The sequence below is a fragment of the Devosia sp. YR412 genome (genome assembly GCF_900110945.1).
Classification (GTDB): Bacteria; Pseudomonadota; Alphaproteobacteria; order Rhizobiales; family Devosiaceae; genus Devosia.
The window spans coordinates 58,061-74,248 of record NZ_FOFL01000001.1 but is presented as its reverse complement, the minus strand read 5'-3'; the positions used below and the strand labels follow the sequence as shown (position 1 = coordinate 74,248).

Genomic DNA, 16,188 nt, shown 5'->3' with positions numbered 1-16,188 from the left:
GCGCCAAAAGGCACCGCATCACGCCGGTTAACTTGGCGGAAACCATCTTTCTCACCCACCCCGCTTCTGCTATCAGCGGCCCCATGAGCTCCTCGACAACAACGCCGCTTTCCCACATCCGCAACTTCTCCATCGTCGCCCATATCGACCATGGCAAGTCCACCCTGGCCGATCGGCTGATCCAGACCACGGGTGGTCTCGATCTGCGCGAGATGAAGGAGCAGGTGCTCGACTCGATGGATATCGAGCGCGAACGCGGCATTACCATCAAGGCGCAGACCGTCCGGCTGACCTATAAGGCGCAGGATGGCGAGACCTATATCCTCAACCTGATCGACACGCCCGGCCACGTCGACTTCGCCTATGAAGTCTCCCGCTCGATGGCCGCCGTCGAAGGCTCGCTGCTGGTCGTCGATGCCTCGCAGGGCGTCGAGGCGCAGACCCTCGCGAACGTTTATCACGCGCTCGATGCCAATCATGAGATCGTCCCCGTCCTCAACAAGGTCGACCTGCCAGCCGCCGATGTGGCGCGGGTTAAGACCCAGATCGAGGATGTCATCGGCATCGATGCCAGTGAAGCGGTGGAAATTTCCGCCAAGACCGGCCTCAATATTGAGGGCGTGCTCGAAGCCATCGTCACCCGCCTGCCTGCCCCCAAGGGGGATATCGATGCGCCGCTCAAGGCCCTCTTGGTCGATAGCTGGTATGACACCTATCTGGGCGTCGTCGTGCTCGTCCGCATCATCGATGGCGTGATGAAAAAGGGCCAGCGCATCCGCATGATGGCCTCGGGTGCCGTCTATGAACTGGATCGCGTCGCCGTCAACACGCCCAAGCTGGTGGAAGTCAAGGAGCTCACCCCCGGCGAGCTCGGCGTCTTCACCGCGTCGATCAAGGAAGTGGCAGACACGAACGTCGGCGACACCATCACCGACGACAAGAAGCCCACCGCCAATCCGCTGCCCGACTTCCGCCCGGCACAACCCGTCGTGTTCTGCGGCCTGTTCCCGGTCGATGCCAGCGACTTCGACGAGCTGCGCGCCGCCATGGGCAAGCTGCGGCTCAACGACGCCAGCTTCTCCTTCGAAATGGAAACCTCGGCGGCACTGGGCTTCGGCTTCCGCTGCGGCTTCCTCGGCCTGCTACATCTCGAAATCATCCAGGAGCGCCTCTCCCGCGAGTTCGATCTCGACCTGATCGCGACCGCGCCATCGGTGGTCTATGAAGTGGCGATGCGCGATGGCGAGACCATCATGCTGCACAATCCGGCCGACCTGCCGGACGTGATGCAGATCGAGGAAATCCGCGAGCCCTGGATCAAGGCGACCATCCTCACGCCCGACGAATATCTCGGCGCCATCCTCAAACTTTGCCAGGATCGCCGCGGCATCCAGAACAACCTCTCCTATGTCGGCAATCGGGCCATGGTCGAATATGACCTGCCGCTCAACGAGGTGGTGTTCGATTTCTACGACCGGCTGAAGTCGATCTCCAAGGGTTATGCCAGCTTTGACTATCACCTCGATACCCATCGGCCGGGCGATCTGGTGAAGCTCTCCATCCTGGTCAATGCCGAGCCGGTCGACGCGCTCTCCATGCTGGTGCACCGCACCGTTGCCGAAACCCGCGGTCGCGTGATGTGCGAAAAGCTCAAGGAGCTGATCCCGCCGCATCTGTTCGTGATCCCGATCCAGGCCGCCATCGGCGGCAAGATCATCGCCCGCGAAACCGTCCGCGCCATGCGCAAGGACGTGACGGCCAAATGCTACGGCGGCGACGCGACCCGCAAGCGCAAGCTCTTGGACAAGCAGAAAAAGGGCAAAGCCAAGATGCGGCAGTACGGGAGCGTGAACATCCCGCAGGAGGCGTTTATCAAGGCGCTGAAAATGGGCGACGACTAAGGTGCGGATCTACCGCTTCTTTAGCGGCCAGAAGTGGCCAGCCCATGTTGACCGGGACGGGCGCTATGTTTTGGGTGACCCTAAGCACGGCAACCTTAAGCACCACAAGGTCAACAAGGTCTATGCGTCCAGCGAGGACGAAGCTATTGCCTATGTCAGACAAGGACACTCTATCTGGGTGAAGTCTGTCTCTTCGCCCGTTCTCGTTCGTGACAATCTCTATATCGACGGCTCTCAGTTCACCTGAGCCGCCCCACCCCCGATGTCATCCCGGCCTTGAGCCGGGATCCATCCTGAGATTTCAGCTCAGCCCCCAAACCAGCCGACCCACCTAGCGGCCGCCCAACCATCTCGAGCTGGGCCCCGGCTCAAGGCCGGGGTGACCCGGTGGCGGGCAAGACACTGCCAACAACACCCCCCACCCTCAATCCCTCCCCACAAGGGGGAGGGAAGCCCTGGCTCCGCGGTCTCGATGCCGCTTATCCCTCCCCCTTGTGGGGAGAGTGGCCCCGAAGGGGTCGGGTGGGGGTGTGTTTACCCACCAGCTTACGCCTTGAAACAGTTCTCCCGATGCCAAGCCAGAAACGCCGGATGCGGCCGATCTCGCTCCACCAGTGGCCCGATCAGCTTTCCGGTCTTGTTGATCAGGCTTTCCACCCCGTCGCGGTCATTGACCTGCCGCGAGATGATGATGTCGAGATCATCACTGAAGCCGATCAGACCGCGATCAAACATCCAATGCGCCGTGCCCGATAGCGCGACGCCATTGTTGATGATGTCGGGCCCATTGTGCTCCACCGGCCGGATATGCGCGGCGGCCACTTCGGCCCGCCCGCCGCCATTGATCAGCTTCAACCCGGTTACCGCGCAACGCTCGCCATAGGCGCGCAGCACCACCCGCCGAAACACCCGATCCCGCACCACCCGCGTCGTCATCTGAGCGACCCGCTCGCGCTCCTGCTCATAAGCAAAAGGCGCCTGCGGCAGCTCGCCCACGCCCCAGTCCAGCGCCGGTTCTACCGTGCCGATCCGCGGCAGTAGCGGATGATCCTCGGCCAGCCCGCGCATCAGGATGCGATCGAAGTCTTTGGGCGAAATCGGGCGAACCGCGGCCTGCGCCCGGCCAGAAATTCGGCCTTGTTCGTTCAGCAGGCCGGTTTCAACGAGGCCGATGCCATCATCAAAGGGCACCGGATTTGGAAATTCGAGATAGGAACCCGGCTCGATCAGCGCCAGATACATATTGGCAGCCGTCGGATCCGGCACGATCTGCGACACCCGCGCAATGGCGTAATAGCCCTTCGAGCCCCGAACCTTCACCGGCTCGTAATAGACGATCCAGTCGTCAACAGTGGCCGATGCGCGTTCGAGATAGGGCTTGGGGAATTGGTATTGGGTGGCGGGGCTGTCGTCGTAGATGGAGTCGGCACGATGAATGAAAACGCCGAAGGTCAATTCTCTGACTCCACGTGATATCGCACAATACGAGCTCTATTAGAGGTCGAACGGCAAATCTTCGACGGCGCAGTAATTTGTCTGGACGCGAAGCTCCGCTTTTTCCTTGTCCAGTTGTATAGCGAATTTCTGCCGTACCTCACGTTCCATGCGAAGAGCATTCATCTGATCTGCCACCTTCTGGCCCGCTTTGGATTTACGGCCAGAAATGTGCCGAAGTGTGCCCAAGAATGAGAGGAGGGTCTGACAGGCAGCATCTTTTTCGTCGTCGGTGACGGCATCATGATAGTCAGCCCAACCGGCCTGGATGCGCAAATGAAGAGTATTGGGCGCCACCAAATGTGGTCCAACTACCCCAATTCCAGTAATGAAAACTGGACGGCTGCCCGTCCTAAATTTTATTTTATGAGAGCGAAGCCCAGAGGTTCGAATGATGTCACGCACCTGCATCAACACGTCCCCAGGTACGAAGCGACCTGAAATCGTCAGGTCGTCAACCCAGACTGAGTACCGCAGACCCCGCGCATCGCAAATCTCCGCAATCCGGTCGAACATTTTCCGATGGATAAGACTGCATAGTACTGGAGTTACGGGCGATCCCAGCGAAGCTTTTTCGTCCACCGTAACGAGGTGCATAAGCAGGCCAGCCACATCTTCCGGCATTCCAAGGTCTTCCCAGAGCCAGCGTTTTATGATGGCTCCAGAGGTGGAAGGATAGAACTGCTTTAGATCGAGGGTTAAGAACTGATCCTGCCTAATGTGATAGGCAGCATTGTCCCTTTGACCGAATCCACGGCGAGGACTGAATAAATAACTTGGCTGTTTTATTTTGTTCAGGTGGAATTTTAGCCGCTCATGAACACCCCGCAGTCTCCCTACAGGGTAAGCCAGTTCTCTTATCTTTCCGCTCTTAACGCTCTCAATTTTCCGACGTTGGACAAATTCTTCTTTATAGTTGACCAGCCGGCGAAGGTCGTCTCGCGTCTCTCCGAGGAGTTTTGCTATGTCTCGCTGAGTGGGGCGCTGGGCCAACGGAGAGCGATGAAGTTGGTAGCGTTCCGACTTTGCCGGAGCTCTACGTGGCATCTGATATTTCAGTTGGCGCTAGTCGATCAAGAAGCGCAATAACACGTGGCGCCACGATCAGCTTTCCTCGCGTCAAAAACGATCCGTCATTAATTTCCTCCGCAAAAAAAAGAAGCTCTGACATCCTAATATTTAAGTTAGAACTGTATTTCTCTAGAAGTTCCATGGAGACAGATTTGTTTCCCTTTTCGACGTCTGAAATCATTGACTGAGAAATTTCAATTCTTTCGGAAAGTTGCTTCTGCGACAGACCGACATAAAGACGCAGCAGCCGCAACGCATCATTGATCATTGGGCGCCTGATATCTTTCATAAAACTTCCTTTCTGGCATTTCTCGAGGTCGCCGCTCATTCCCGGTCTGACCACCAGAGCCAGAAACGGACAACATAAACAGCTGCCTGGCCGCATCCGAATATCAGCTTCCAGAGCCAATATCGGTTTGGCCAGCGGCGCCGCCGCTGGTGACGATTTTTGATGCTCATCGATTATTCTCCAAATACACCAGCGAACTTGCTGGCGCCCGTGGCATCGGAGAACTGATCAGCGACGTTTGACCTCGAATATGCCGCACCCGGCGCCCGGACGGGTGCGGCGCGCGCGCCACGGCCCTGAGAGACGACGAGGTTGACGGAAGCCGAAGCTTCCACAGGGCTCTAGGCCCCACACTTAGACGGGTTCAGTAGATGAGCAACCATCACAATCCCCTTCTGGCATGTTAAAGAGGGTTAATCAAATGAAATATAACTTCAGGCGATATTTGATCGCGGATGTGATCCTAGGTGCTGGGCGCTAACTGGCTTTCCCCGCCACTTGTGATGGAACCCGCGCCCCTTTCGTCTGGCTGTCCACGTTCTCTCGACCCACAATCCCCCCACTCGTGATGGAACCCCTGACTCCTTCATCCCTTGTTGACCATAATCCCGGGGATGACGGCCATGACCACGACAGAACTCAAGCGCCTGAAGCCCCATGAGCGGCATCCGCATGATGCGGTGATCGTCACGGTGCGCCGCTCCATCGGGCGCATGGTGGCCGATGTGGCGGCCGTGGAAGTGATTGCCGATTTCCCCCAGCCTGTGCCGGCCGCCCTGCGTGCCGCCGAAGCGCTGCGCCAGGAAGAAGGCCTCAGCAAAATTGCCGTTATCGTGGAAGATGGCGACTGGCGCCCGGAATGGGGCCTGCTGGTCGACTAAGCGCCGCTTTATCCCCCTCCCGCCAGGCGGGCTTATTCTCTTGCGACCATGCCGCGAGAGGAGACACGCATGTCCAAGGCCAATCCCACGACGTCCCATAGCCTGGCCGAGCGCCACGAGGCGCTGTGGTTGCGGCTGTCGGCCCTGCACAAGGATCTGGCGGCGCTGGCCGGCCGGCGGTCGGGCCAGACGGTCGGCGCGGCTATTCGCATCAGTGCCGAAGCCCTGCTTGCCGATTGCGCACCCTTTGCCGATGGTCAGAAACTGCCGGTCGCGGCGGAGGACGCAGCGGATTTGCTGGTGCAATTGGGCCAGGCGCTGGCGCGGCTCGATGCCTATGAGGCGCAGCACAGTTTCTGGGACAATGGCAAGAAATGCCGCAGCTGGCGGGTGCGATATGGCGAGTTGCCGGTGCAGCGGCTGCGCCCCGAACTGCCGCCGCCGCCCAAGACCTATGACGGCGAGGACATGCGCAGCAAGCTCGCAACGATGACCAAGCGGCGCTGGCAGGCGGCCTTCGAGGACGGCTTTAGGGCCGGACAGGCAGCCCGGCGGGGACCGCCCGACCCAGTGCGCGCCACACCTCCAGCGGAGATTTTTTCACCGGACACGCCGCGGATTCGGCGGTTTGACTAAAGGTGGACGCGCGACCAACGTCTTGCTTTCTTGCAACGCTATCCACCTTGTCCACGCCCCCTTAACCTGCGCGCATACTCCTGCCATCCACCCCGCGCAGGCGGCCTGCAGGCGACAGTGGCGGGAGTGGGCCGGGCACGGGACTATGCCAGTCGCCGTGGGTTCACGCCCGGGCCGTCGGTATGCGAGGTTATGCCGGCCGCCTGACGCGGTTCATAAAACCGGACGTTCCGAGACGGTGATCGTCTCACTACTAAACTTACCTGGAGGCGAAAGCCGTCTCGGGACCCGCCTTGACTTCCAACCCCGGACGCCCCCTGGCTGGCCGGCGTCTTGGCACGCCCGTCTTCCCGAATAATCCCCCTTTTTATGGGAAAGCGTGTATGAAGGGGCTTTCGGGGCTCGATTGTCTGGTCCTTGTCGAGCAGGAGACGCCCCATGCACAAATATTCCGTCGGCCAGGTGCTGGACCTGTTGCCCAATCGCGGCGCCTCGAGCCGCAAGGCCGGCGAATGCAAGATCGTCGCGCTTTTGCCCTATGAGGGCCATGTGATCCAGTATCGCGTGCAGTCCACCGCCGAGAGCCACCAGCGCATCGTCAGCGAGAATGATCTCAAGCTCGCTTCGGCCGAGGTGTTGCAGCTGAGCGCCGGACAGGACTGATCTTACCATGACCCAGCTCGGCGATTTTACCCTCAATCGGCTGGACGGCACGGCGCAGGAGTTTTCCGACTATGCCGGAAAGCTCGTGCTCGTGGTCAATACGGCCAGCCAATGCGGCCTCACCCCGCAATATGGCGGGCTGGAAACGCTGTGGCAGACCTATGGCGACAAGGGGCTGGTGGTGCTGGGTTTTCCCTGCAACCAGTTCGGCGGCCAGGAGCCGGGCACGGCCGGGGAAATCGCCCAGTTCTGCGAGACGCAGTATAGCGTCACATTCCCGCTGTTCGAAAAATTGGAAGTCAATGGCGCCGGCGAAAGCCCGCTCTACACCTGGCTGAAAGCCGCCTTTCCCGGCGACGTCGAGTGGAATTTCGCCAAATTCCTGATCGGGCGCGACGGTACTGTCGTGGCGCGTTTTCCGGCCGACCTGCCGCCGGAAAACATGGTTGCGGCAATCGAGCAACAGCTCTAGCGGCAATTCCTTCGGCTGCGGAACCTAGCCCTTGAGCGCCCGTTGATGGGCCACGGGGCGGACTTCCGGCGCGAGATTATCCCGCGCCTTCCGCAAGCAAAGGAATACAACAATGAACAAGATCCTTTTGGCCTCCGTGGCCGCACTCTCGCTCGCCGTCGCAGTCCCGGCTTTCGCCCAGGACGTGGTTGTCGGCGTCGAAACCCAGACCAATAATGAAGCCGCCGGCGCCACCGTTGGCGGCGTGGGCGGCGGCGCCACCGGCGCTGTCGTCGGCGGTCTGCTCGGCGGCCCGATCGGCGCCGTCATCGGCGGCTTTGCCGGCGCCACCATTGGTGCCGAAGCCGGTATCGAGACGGCCTCGCTCGACTATGTCAGCACCCATCCGGTCGAGCCGATCTATATTGAAGGCGCCAGCGACGTCGGCTTCGTGATCCCGGCCGATGTGACCGTCTACCCGATCGAGGGCGATGCCAATTACGGCTACGTCTATGCCAATGACCGCGTCTGGATCGTTGACTTGCAGAGCCGTGCGCTGGTCCAGTCGCCGGGCTATCTCGTGCCGCAGACAAGCGCCGATTTCGCGCTGAGCAATCCGGTGGCGCCGCTGGAATTTTCGGGTGACGTCGTGGTCGGCCAGGTGCTGCCCAATGGCGCCGTGGTCTCGACCATTCCGGATTCGCGCTATGGCTATGTCTACTTCGGCGATCGCCCGGCGCTGGTCGATGCCCAGACCAATACGGTGATCTGGATCCAGTAATTTTTTACCCACATGCTCTGGCCGCCCGGTTCACCCCGGGCGGCTTTGCTTTGACCGGGCGCCGCGCTATACCAAGCCGATCGGGAGGGCGCGATGGCCGACATTCTGGATTACTGCGCGGGACTTGCCAAAACCACGTTCAAGCCCGGCGCGGTGATGCTGCCCGAAGGCGAACGGCTGGGCCGGCTCTACGTGCTGGTCGAAGGCCAAGTGGAAGTCATCCGCGAACGCACTCAGGTTTCCCACGTCGACGAGCCCGGCTCGATCTTCGGCGAAATGGCCGTGCTGCTCGACATGCCGCATTCGGCGACGGTGAAGGCCCTTTCCGCCGTCACGGCCTATGAAATTCCCGATGCGCTGACCTTCCTCGATTCCCGGCCGGAATTTGCCCTGCATATCGCCACCATGCTGGCGCGGCGGCTGTATTACACCACCTCCTATCTGGTCGATCTGCAGCAGCAGGCCGCCGGCAAGCGGCAGGATCTCGACATGGTCGACGACATCCTCGCCACGCTGGTCGATCCGGCCAATGTGCGCAATCCGCGCAAGCGGAGCTGATCTTGGCCAACAGCAAGCCCAGCCTCTCCATCACCTATTGCACGCAGTGTAACTGGCTGCTGCGCTCCGCCTGGATGGCGCAGGAAGTGCTGTCCACCTTCAGCTTGGAAATGGGCGCCGTGACACTGGTCCCCGGCACCGGGGGAATTTTCGAGATTGCGCTGGATGGCCAGTTGATCTGGGAGCGCAAGCGCGATGGTGGTTTCCCTGACGTCAAGCAGCTCAAGCAACTGGTGCGCGACCGGATCGATCCCGAGCGCAGCCTCGGCCATATCGATGGCCACACGGCCAAAGACTAGCGCTGGACAGCGGGCGCAGGCCCCGGTCTTATCCGGCCATGAGTGACCGATTCCCCGATGTAATGCTGCTCACCGCCGGCAATGGCCTGGCCCTTGCCGAGGTCGCCGACCTGCCGCTGGTCGAGCGGGTTATGGCCAATGCCAAGGCGGAGGGCGCCAAGCGTTTCGTCGCCAATGGCCTGCCCGGCGATCACGGCGTGCTGGCGCATTTCGGCGGGCTGGTGAAGGTTAGCCGCGAGGAACAAGCCCTCGGGACAGGCGGTGGCGTCAAGCAGGCACTGCCCATGCTGCATGCCGATCCCTTCTTCGTCATGGAGACCAATGCCTTCTGGCCGGCCGGCAGCGACCAGCCACTGGCGCGCATGTTATCCACACATAGCCAGCCTGATGCTATCGTGCTGCTTTGCGTGCATCCCCGCAATGCCACGGGGTTCCAGCGTAGCCACGATTTCTGCCTCTCGCCCCAGGGTCTGGTCACACGGGACTATGGCGCGCCCGTCATCTGGGCTGGCGTGGCGCTACTGGGTAAGTCGCTGTTTACAGGTACGCCGGACGGCGCTTTTTCGCTCGACCTGCTGATCGACGCCGCGCTGGAGCGCGAAACACTCTACGGCGTGGTGCTCGATGCGCCGTGGTTCGCCATCAAAGACGCGGCCGGTTTGGCCGAAGCCAATCGGCAGCTCACACCATGAGCGTCTTCTCCATCGCACCGCAGGCAAAATTCCTGCGTGTGCTGGCGGAAAAGGTCAGCGACGGTACTTTGCTCTCGGGCTTCGACCGGAGCCAGCCATTCTGGCTCAGCGATGTCACCATTGTCGTGCCGACCCGCCGCGCTAAACTGGTGCTGGCCGAAGAATTTTCCCGGCTCGGCCATGGCCTGCTGCCCGATATCCGCACCTTTGGCGGCGAGGTGGAGGACGAAGAGCCTTTCCTGCCCCCGTTCGACGCGCCAACGCCCCTGCCGGCGGCGAGCGGGCTGAAGCGACGGCTGGTGCTGTCGGAGCTGGTCAACCAATGGGCCAATTCGCCGGCCGGGCAGCGCGCCTTCTCGAGCCCGCCGACGGCCGGAGAAATCCTCTCGATGGCGGATTCCTTGGGCACGCTGATCGACGACCTGCTGACCGAGGAAAAGCAGGCCGCCGACATCCGCGCCATTGCGCCCGATATCGAGGCCAATATCGGCGAGTATTGGCAGCAGACCCTGGCCTTTCTCGATATTGCGCTGACCTATTGGCCGCTGCGGCTGGAGGCGGACGAGCAGGCCGATATCGCCGCCCTGCGCGGGCAAAGGCTCGACCGCCAGGCGCTGGCGGCGCCGCTGGTGTTCGGCGAGCGGCCGGTGATCGCCGCCGGCTCGACCGGCTCCATCGCGGCCACCGCCCGCCTACTCAAGGCGGTGCATCTGCTGCCGCGCGGCGCCGTGGTGCTGCCGGGGCTCGACTGTGCCATGACGCCTGCCGATCATGCGGCCTTGCTCGACCCGGCCCATAGCCCGCATGGCCATCCGCAATATGGCCTGGCGCGGCTGTTGCGCAGCCTGGGCCTCGATGTGGCCGATGTGGTGGAACTGGGTGGCAAGGATGGAGCGCGAACCACGCTGGTCAATCGCGCCCTGGCGCTGACCAAGGATACGGCGCGCTGGGCGGAGCATCGCCTGTCCGACGCCGACCTAGCCCAGGCGAGCCAGGGTCTGTCGATGATCCGGGCGCGCAATGAGGACGAAGAGGCCCGGGCCGTGGCGCTGGCGGCGCGGCAGGCGCTGGAAGAGCGCAAGAGCGTCGGCATCGTGACGCCCGACCGCAACCTGGCGCGGCGCATCGCCGCCGAGCTGCGTCGCTTCGCGGTGGAAGTCGACGATGCGGCCGGCGTGCCGCTGTTCCAATCGGCCACCGGCCGGTTGTTGCGGCAGATCCTGGCGCTGGCCGGCAGCGATTGCGCGGCGGTCGACTTGATTGCCCTGCTGCGCAACCAGGCCAGCCGCTTCGGGCTGAAACGTGCTGCGGTGGCGGAGCTGACCGATTCCATAGAGCTCGGCCTGCTGCGCGGGCAGCGGCCCAATCCCGGCCTTGCCGGCCTGCGCCTGCTGCTTCGGGCCAATGTCGACGAGACCACGAAATATCCGGCCAAGCGGCTCAAGCCCGATGACGAAGTTGCCATCGAGGCGCTGTTCCAGCGCATCGAGACGGCGCTCCTGCCTCTGCGCGCCTTGCTGGCCGAAAAAACCCTCACCGCCAGCAGCTTTGCCGCCGCCCTTTGCGCCGCCTTTGCCGTGGTCGCCGACGGCGCCGAATTGCCCGGCCGGCGCGAGCTGGACGACTGGGCGCGGCAGATGAGCCAGCAGCAGGGCGAGGGCCATCGCTTTGCGCCGATCGGGCTCGACGGCGTGCTGGCGGCGCTGATGACCGGCTTTCAGGTGCGCACCAGCGAGGCGCGCCGCCAGGATATTGCCATCTGGGGCCAGCTCGAGGCGCGGCTGCAGCATCCAGACCTGTTGATCCTCGCCGGCCTTAACGAGGATATCTGGCCCGAGCCGGCCGATCCTGGCCCCTGGCTCAGCCGCGGCATGCGGCTGGCCGCCGGGCTGCAACCGCCCGAGCGCCTGCAGGGCCTTGCGGCGCATGACTTTGCCCAGGGCATGGGGAATGCCGAGGTGATCGTCAGCTTCGCCGATCGCGTCGGATCAAGCCCGGCCATTGCCTCGCGGCTGGTGCAAAGGCTGATGGCCTTTGCCGGCAAGGCGGCTATAGATCAGTGGCAGGCAAGGGGCGTGGCCTGGATCGATCAGGCCCGCCGGCTCGACGCCGTGGAAACCATCGCATCGGCGCCCAGCCCCATGCCCAATCCTCCGGCCGGGCAACGGCCACGGGCGCTGTCGGTCACCGAGATCGAGACGCTGATGCGCTCGCCCTATGACATCTATGCCAAGCATGTGCTGAAGCTCCGCCCACTCGATCCCTTGGGCGAGGCGCCGGATGCGCGCGAGCGCGGCACCATCATCCACGATATCTTTGCCGCCTTTGTCGAGAGCGGCCACTCGGTGATGGCCCCCGATGCCGCCGACCTGCTCGATGCGATCGCCCGGGAGAAATTTGCCGGACTGGAAGCGATTGCCGAGCGCCGCGATATCTGGCTGCGCCGCTTTGCCACCGCGGCCCGGCAGTTCCTCGACTACGAGCGGGCCCGCGATATCCTCGTCAGGCAGCGCCATGCCGAGATCGACGGCGAATGGCGGCTGGCGCTGAGCGAAAGCTTCAAGCTTAGCGGCCGGGCCGACCGGATCGACGAACTGCATGATGGAACTTTGGAAATCATCGACTTCAAGACCGGCTCGCCCCCTGCCAAGGGACCAATGCAGGCCTTTGAAGTGCCGCAGCTGCTGCTGGAAGCCCAGATGGCCAGGGCGGGTACGCTCAAGCGCATTGCCCCGGCCAGCACCTCGGCGCTGACCTATATCAAAGTCGGCCTAGGCCCTGACGCGTTCATCCCAAAACCCTTCATCGCTGCCGATGGCTATGACGTGATGAGCGCCGCCGACGAGATTTCCCGCCGCATGCAAAGCCATATCGAGCTCTTCCTGATGCGTGACACGCCCATGCCGTCGCGCCTGCTGCCGCTGGCCGGACAGCGTTTTGCCGGCGCCTATGACCATCTGGCGAGAGTCGCCGAATGGACCGCCGTCGACGGGGAAGAAACGCCATGAGCGAACGTGGCGAACTCAAAGTCCCCTTCGATACCAGCCGCAACCAGGCCCGCGCCGCCGATCCGGCCTGGTCGATCTGGGTCTCGGCCAATGCCGGCTCGGGCAAGACCTATGTGCTCACCCAGCGCGTGCTGCGGCTCTTGCTGTCTGGTGTCGGGCCGCAGGCCATCCTCTGCCTCACCTACACCAAGGCGGCCGCCGCCGAAATGCGCCGCCGCGTGGCGCAAGTGCTGGGTGAATGGGCGGTGATGGATGGGGCCTTGCTCGATGCAGAGCTGAAGAAAATTGAGGGCGCCAACTATCCGCCTGCCCTGCTCGAACGCGCCCGCACGCTCTTCGCCAAGGCGCTGGAAACGCCGGGCGGGCTCAAGATCGTCACCATCCACGCCTTCTGCGAATCGGTACTGCACCGCTTTCCACTCGAAGCCCGCGTGCCCTATGATTTTGCCGTCATCGAGGATGACGAGCGCTCTGCCATGCTGCTGTCAGCTCGCGAAACCATCATGGCGCAGGGCATTGGTGCCGAAGGCGCCGTCGAAACCCTGTTCGAGACGCTCAGCGACGAGCAGATCCGCACCTCCATCGACGCAGCCCTGGCCGATGGCCGCAAGCTGAAAGCCGTACTGGCCGATCCGGAGCGCGCCAAGGCCAATCTGCGCAGGCTGGTCGGCCCGACGCCACCGCTGGCCGAACTCACCGCCGCCATCACCGGGCAGCGCCTGGTCGGTCCCGGCGAGATCACCCAGCTCTTCACCATCTGCCCGCCCAAGGGCGGCAATCGCAGCTTCGAGGACAAGCTGGCGGCGCTCGATCCGGACCATCCCTCGCCCGACGTCTGGATGCGCGCCTTCCTTACCGCCGAGGAGGCGGTGCCCGCCCGCTTCCCGGTCAAGGCCATCACCAATGCGGATCCGGACCTCGCCGATATACTGATCGCCGAGGCCGAGCGCCTGGCCGCCCTGGCCGAGGCCCGCCGCGCTTCGGCGCTGGTCGCCCGCAGCGAGGCGCTGCTTGACATCGTCAGCGCCGTTGCCCGGCAGTATGAAAACCGCAAGCGGGCCCGCTCGCTGCTGGATTTCGACGATCTGGTGGAAAAGCTCGCCGACCTGTTCCAGCACGAGTCAGGCGAATGGGTGCGCTACAAGCTCGATGCCGGCATCGACCATATCCTCGTCGACGAAAGCCAGGACACCAATGGCGAGCAGTGGCGCGTGGTGCAGGCCATTGCCGATGAATATTTCGTCGGGGCCGGCGCGGTGCAGCGCCCGCGCTCACTGTTTGCCGTGGGCGATCAGAAGCAGTCGATCTATTCCTTCCAGGGCGCCGAGCCCAAGTTGTTCGGCGAGACCGGCGACGCCTACAAGACCAAGGCAGCCTCGATCGACGCCCTGTTCGAACCGGTGCCGCTGCGCACCAGTTTCCGCACCCTGCCCGAAATCCTTGCCGCGGTGGACCTGGTCAGCGCCAATCCGTCTATCCAGTCGGCGCTGCTGGAAGCCGAGCCGGTGCATCACGATACCGCCCGCACCATGCAGGGCGGCAGCGTAACGCTATGGCCGCCGCTGCAACAAGCCGGTGACGCGCCAGCGGGCAGCGAATGGCCAACCACCGCGCTCGAAACTGAGCAGAGCGCGCCGCGCCAGGTTGCTGCCCGAATTGCCAGTGAGATCAAGGCGTGGATTGATACCCGCCGCCCGCTGACCGGGCGCGGCCGCGCCATCAGTGCCGATGACGTCTTGATACTTGTGCAGTCGCGCGGCGCCCTGTTCCAGGAAATCCTCCGCGCGCTGCGCCTCGCCGACCTGCCCACCCCGGGCGCCGACCGGTTGAAGGTCACCGGCCATATTGCCGTGATGGACATGCTGGCGCTGTGCGACGTGCTGCTCAATACCGCCGACGACTTGCAATTGGCTGCGCTGTTGCGGTCGCCGCTGTTCGACGTCAGCGAGGACGACCTGCTCGCCCTGGCCCAGCCGCGCCCGAAAGGCGAAACGCTGTGGCAGGCGCTGGCGCAATGCGCCCTGCCCGCCTGCGCCGAGGCGTATCAACGCCTGTCGGGCTGGCGCAGCACGCTGGATTTCGAGCGGCCGTTCGAATTCCTGTCGCAGGTGCTTTATGCCGAGGGCGGGTTGAAACGCTTCCATGCCCGGCTCGGTCACGAGGTCGACGACGTCTTCGCCGAATTGCTTTCGCTGGCGCTCGACCACGAGCAGGGCACCCAGCCCTCGCTGCAGGGCTTCGTCTCCGGCATGCGGCAGCGCCAGGGCACCATCAAGCGCGAGCTGCCCGAAGCGGGCGGCGGCGTGCGGGTGATGACCGTGCATGGTGCCAAGGGGCTCGAGGCGCCGATCGTCATTCTCGCCGATGCCGCCACCAAGCCGCGGCCGCAAATGGTGGGCAAGTCGGTCTATGTGGTCGCCGAGGCGCCGGGCCCGCTGCTGATCCATGCCAGCGGTCAGGCCGGGCATCTGAGCTCGACCCTGCCGCTCAAGCAGGCGGTGGACGACAATATCCTCGCCGAATACTGGCGCCGGCTCTATGTCGGCATGACCCGGGCCGAGGACGAGCTTTATGTGACCGGCACGCTGACCCCGGGTTCCGATGCCGGCAAGCAGCTGGCCGGCAGCTGGTATGAAGCCATCGAGACGGCGCTGCGCCCGCTGAGCGAAAGCTTGCTCGATGCCGAGGGTCGCGAGACTGCCCTGGTTTACCCGCGCCAGCGGGTGTCGCCGGCGGCGGTAACGGCACAAGCCACAAGCACTGCCGCGTCAATCCAGCCACTGATGCTCGCCGCTGTACCGGCGCCTGCCGCGCCGGAAGTCGTCACGCCTTCTACCGCGGAGAGGCATGTGGCGCCGCTGCAAGCGCTCGACACCTTGGCCGAACAGGTCCGCGAGGCCGAGGCGGCGCGGCGCGAAGGCATTGCGCTCCATGCCATGCTGCAGCATCTGGGCCGCGTCGATCCAGCACTCTGGCCCGCCGTGGTCCCCAAGGCTCTCTTGGCCCTGCTGCCTGATTCGCCGGAGACGCATGAGCGGATCGGCGACAAGGCCATTGCCATCCTGACCCGGCCGGAACTGGCGCAGTTTTTTGGCGCCAACAGCCGGGCCGAACTGCCCTTCATGCTCAAGGCCACCCGCGACGGGAAAGACATTGTCCTCACCGGGCGGATGGATCGGCTGGTCATTGACGCGGAGGGGGTAGTGGTGATCGACTACAAGTCCGATGCGTTGGTGCCTGGGGGGCCGGGCGATGTGCCGGGGAACTATCTCACCCAGCTTGGATTATATGCACTGGTTGCAGGTCAGCTTTACCCGGGACGGACCATACGTGCGGCTATACTGTGGACACGACTGGAATCATTGATGTTTCTGCCCTCTGACACGCTGGCGGCGGCGACAAGAGGCTTCACCATGCGGTGAGCCTCCTTGCCCCAAGGCTGGACTCTCCCCAGCTTTAGGCGC

The 16,188-nt window shown here is 63.2% G+C and carries 15 protein-coding genes; 12 read left to right on the top strand and 3 right to left on the bottom strand.

The features are described from left to right. Nucleotides 1-83: 83 nt before the first annotated feature. Together lepA and BM045_RS00340 are read left to right on the top strand one after the other, a co-directional pair. Nucleotides 84-1,901 (top strand): translation elongation factor 4, encoded by a 1,818-nt coding sequence (lepA, locus tag BM045_RS00345; RefSeq protein WP_092179034.1) that lies wholly within the window; start codon nt 84-86, stop codon nt 1,899-1,901. 1 nt (nt 1,902) lies between these two features. After that, a complete protein-coding gene (locus BM045_RS00340; RefSeq protein ID WP_092179033.1) occupies nt 1,903-2,148 on the top strand; it encodes a hypothetical protein in 246 nt (81 codons plus the stop codon). Nucleotides 2,149-2,447: 299 nt separating this feature from the next. Here the strand turns inward: BM045_RS00340 and BM045_RS00335 are convergent, their stop codons facing one another. The 3 genes from BM045_RS00335 to BM045_RS00325 are packed head-to-tail and all read right to left on the bottom strand — an operon-like array spanning nt 2,448 to nt 4,794. Further along, nucleotides 2,448-3,356, bottom strand: a complete 909-nt coding sequence (locus BM045_RS00335; protein WP_092179032.1) for an HNH endonuclease — start codon at nt 3,354-3,356, stop codon at nt 2,448-2,450. Nucleotides 3,357-3,395: 39 nt separating this feature from the next. Next, entirely contained in the window at nt 3,396-4,442 is a 1,047-nt protein-coding gene (locus BM045_RS00330; RefSeq protein WP_139198660.1) for a reverse transcriptase family protein, read from the bottom strand. Beyond that, nucleotides 4,432-4,794, bottom strand: coding sequence for a helix-turn-helix domain-containing protein (locus BM045_RS00325; protein ID WP_210184962.1), 363 nt, complete (start codon nt 4,792-4,794; stop codon nt 4,432-4,434). Before BM045_RS00325 ends, BM045_RS00330 begins: the two co-directional genes overlap by 11 nt. A 584-nt stretch (nt 4,795-5,378) precedes the next feature. On the opposite strand from BM045_RS00325, the gene BM045_RS00320 reads away from it, so the two are divergent. The 10 genes from BM045_RS00320 to addA all read left to right on the top strand — a co-directional run bounded on the left by BM045_RS00320 (nt 5,379) and on the right by addA (nt 16,146). Next, nucleotides 5,379-5,636, top strand: a complete 258-nt coding sequence (locus BM045_RS00320) for a hypothetical protein (RefSeq protein ID WP_139198659.1) — start codon at nt 5,379-5,381, stop codon at nt 5,634-5,636. A gap of 69 nt (nt 5,637-5,705) precedes the next feature. Then, nucleotides 5,706-6,272 carry a hypothetical protein gene (locus tag BM045_RS00315; RefSeq protein WP_092179029.1) on the top strand — a complete coding sequence of 189 codons (567 nt, stop codon included), beginning with the start codon at nt 5,706-5,708 and terminating at the stop codon, nt 6,270-6,272. Between the two features lie 438 nt (nt 6,273-6,710). Next, on the top strand, nt 6,711-6,935 hold the full coding sequence (locus BM045_RS00310) for a hypothetical protein (RefSeq protein WP_092179028.1): 225 nt from the start codon (nt 6,711-6,713) through the stop codon (nt 6,933-6,935). 7 nt (nt 6,936-6,942) lie between these two features. After that, nucleotides 6,943-7,407, top strand: a complete 465-nt coding sequence (locus BM045_RS00305; RefSeq protein WP_092179027.1) for a glutathione peroxidase — start codon at nt 6,943-6,945, stop codon at nt 7,405-7,407. A gap of 112 nt (nt 7,408-7,519) precedes the next feature. Continuing rightward, nucleotides 7,520-8,167: a DUF1236 domain-containing protein gene (locus BM045_RS00300; protein WP_092179026.1), complete on the top strand. Its 648-nt coding sequence runs from the start codon at nt 7,520-7,522 to the stop codon at nt 8,165-8,167. 93 nt (nt 8,168-8,260) lie between these two features. After that, entirely contained in the window at nt 8,261-8,725 is a 465-nt protein-coding gene (locus BM045_RS00295; protein WP_092179025.1) for a Crp/Fnr family transcriptional regulator, read from the top strand. A 2-nt stretch (nt 8,726-8,727) separates the two neighbouring features. Next, nucleotides 8,728-9,024 carry an Rdx family protein gene (locus BM045_RS00290; protein WP_092179024.1) on the top strand — a complete coding sequence of 99 codons (297 nt, stop codon included), beginning with the start codon at nt 8,728-8,730 and terminating at the stop codon, nt 9,022-9,024. 38 nt (nt 9,025-9,062) lie between these two features. Next, nucleotides 9,063-9,716 carry a glycosyltransferase family protein gene (locus BM045_RS00285; RefSeq protein ID WP_139198658.1) on the top strand — a complete coding sequence of 218 codons (654 nt, stop codon included), beginning with the start codon at nt 9,063-9,065 and terminating at the stop codon, nt 9,714-9,716. Beyond that, nucleotides 9,713-12,724, top strand: a complete 3,012-nt coding sequence (gene addB, locus BM045_RS00280) for a double-strand break repair protein AddB (RefSeq protein WP_092179022.1) — start codon at nt 9,713-9,715, stop codon at nt 12,722-12,724. Before BM045_RS00285 ends, addB begins: the two co-directional genes overlap by 4 nt. Beyond that, the gene (addA, locus tag BM045_RS00275; protein ID WP_170848306.1) at nt 12,721-16,146 is read left to right on the top strand and encodes a double-strand break repair helicase AddA; all 3,426 of its coding nucleotides are present in this window, start codon (nt 12,721-12,723) and stop codon (nt 16,144-16,146) included. Before addB ends, addA begins: the two co-directional genes overlap by 4 nt. Nucleotides 16,147-16,188: the final 42 nt, after the last annotated feature.

Excerpts from the sequence above, each read along its gene's own strand:
- BM045_RS00315 (WP_092179029.1), top strand. The coding sequence starts at position 5,706 with ATGTCCAAGGCCAATCCCACGACGTCCCATAGCCTGGCCGAGCGCCAC.
- BM045_RS00330 (WP_139198660.1), bottom strand. The coding sequence starts at position 4,442 with ATGCCACGTAGAGCTCCGGCAAAGTCGGAACGCTACCAACTTCATCGC.
- BM045_RS00300 (WP_092179026.1), top strand. The coding sequence starts at position 7,520 with ATGAACAAGATCCTTTTGGCCTCCGTGGCCGCACTCTCGCTCGCCGTC.
- addB (WP_092179022.1), top strand. The coding sequence starts at position 9,713 with ATGAGCGTCTTCTCCATCGCACCGCAGGCAAAATTCCTGCGTGTGCTG.
- lepA (WP_092179034.1), top strand. The coding sequence starts at position 84 with ATGAGCTCCTCGACAACAACGCCGCTTTCCCACATCCGCAACTTCTCC.
- BM045_RS00285 (WP_139198658.1), top strand. The coding sequence starts at position 9,063 with ATGAGTGACCGATTCCCCGATGTAATGCTGCTCACCGCCGGCAATGGC.
- BM045_RS00310 (WP_092179028.1), top strand. The coding sequence starts at position 6,711 with ATGCACAAATATTCCGTCGGCCAGGTGCTGGACCTGTTGCCCAATCGC.
- BM045_RS00320 (WP_139198659.1), top strand. The coding sequence starts at position 5,379 with ATGACCACGACAGAACTCAAGCGCCTGAAGCCCCATGAGCGGCATCCG.
- addA (WP_170848306.1), top strand. The coding sequence starts at position 12,721 with ATGAGCGAACGTGGCGAACTCAAAGTCCCCTTCGATACCAGCCGCAAC.
- BM045_RS00295 (WP_092179025.1), top strand. The coding sequence starts at position 8,261 with ATGGCCGACATTCTGGATTACTGCGCGGGACTTGCCAAAACCACGTTC.
- BM045_RS00305 (WP_092179027.1), top strand. The coding sequence starts at position 6,943 with ATGACCCAGCTCGGCGATTTTACCCTCAATCGGCTGGACGGCACGGCG.
- BM045_RS00325 (WP_210184962.1), bottom strand. The coding sequence starts at position 4,794 with ATGAGCGGCGACCTCGAGAAATGCCAGAAAGGAAGTTTTATGAAAGAT.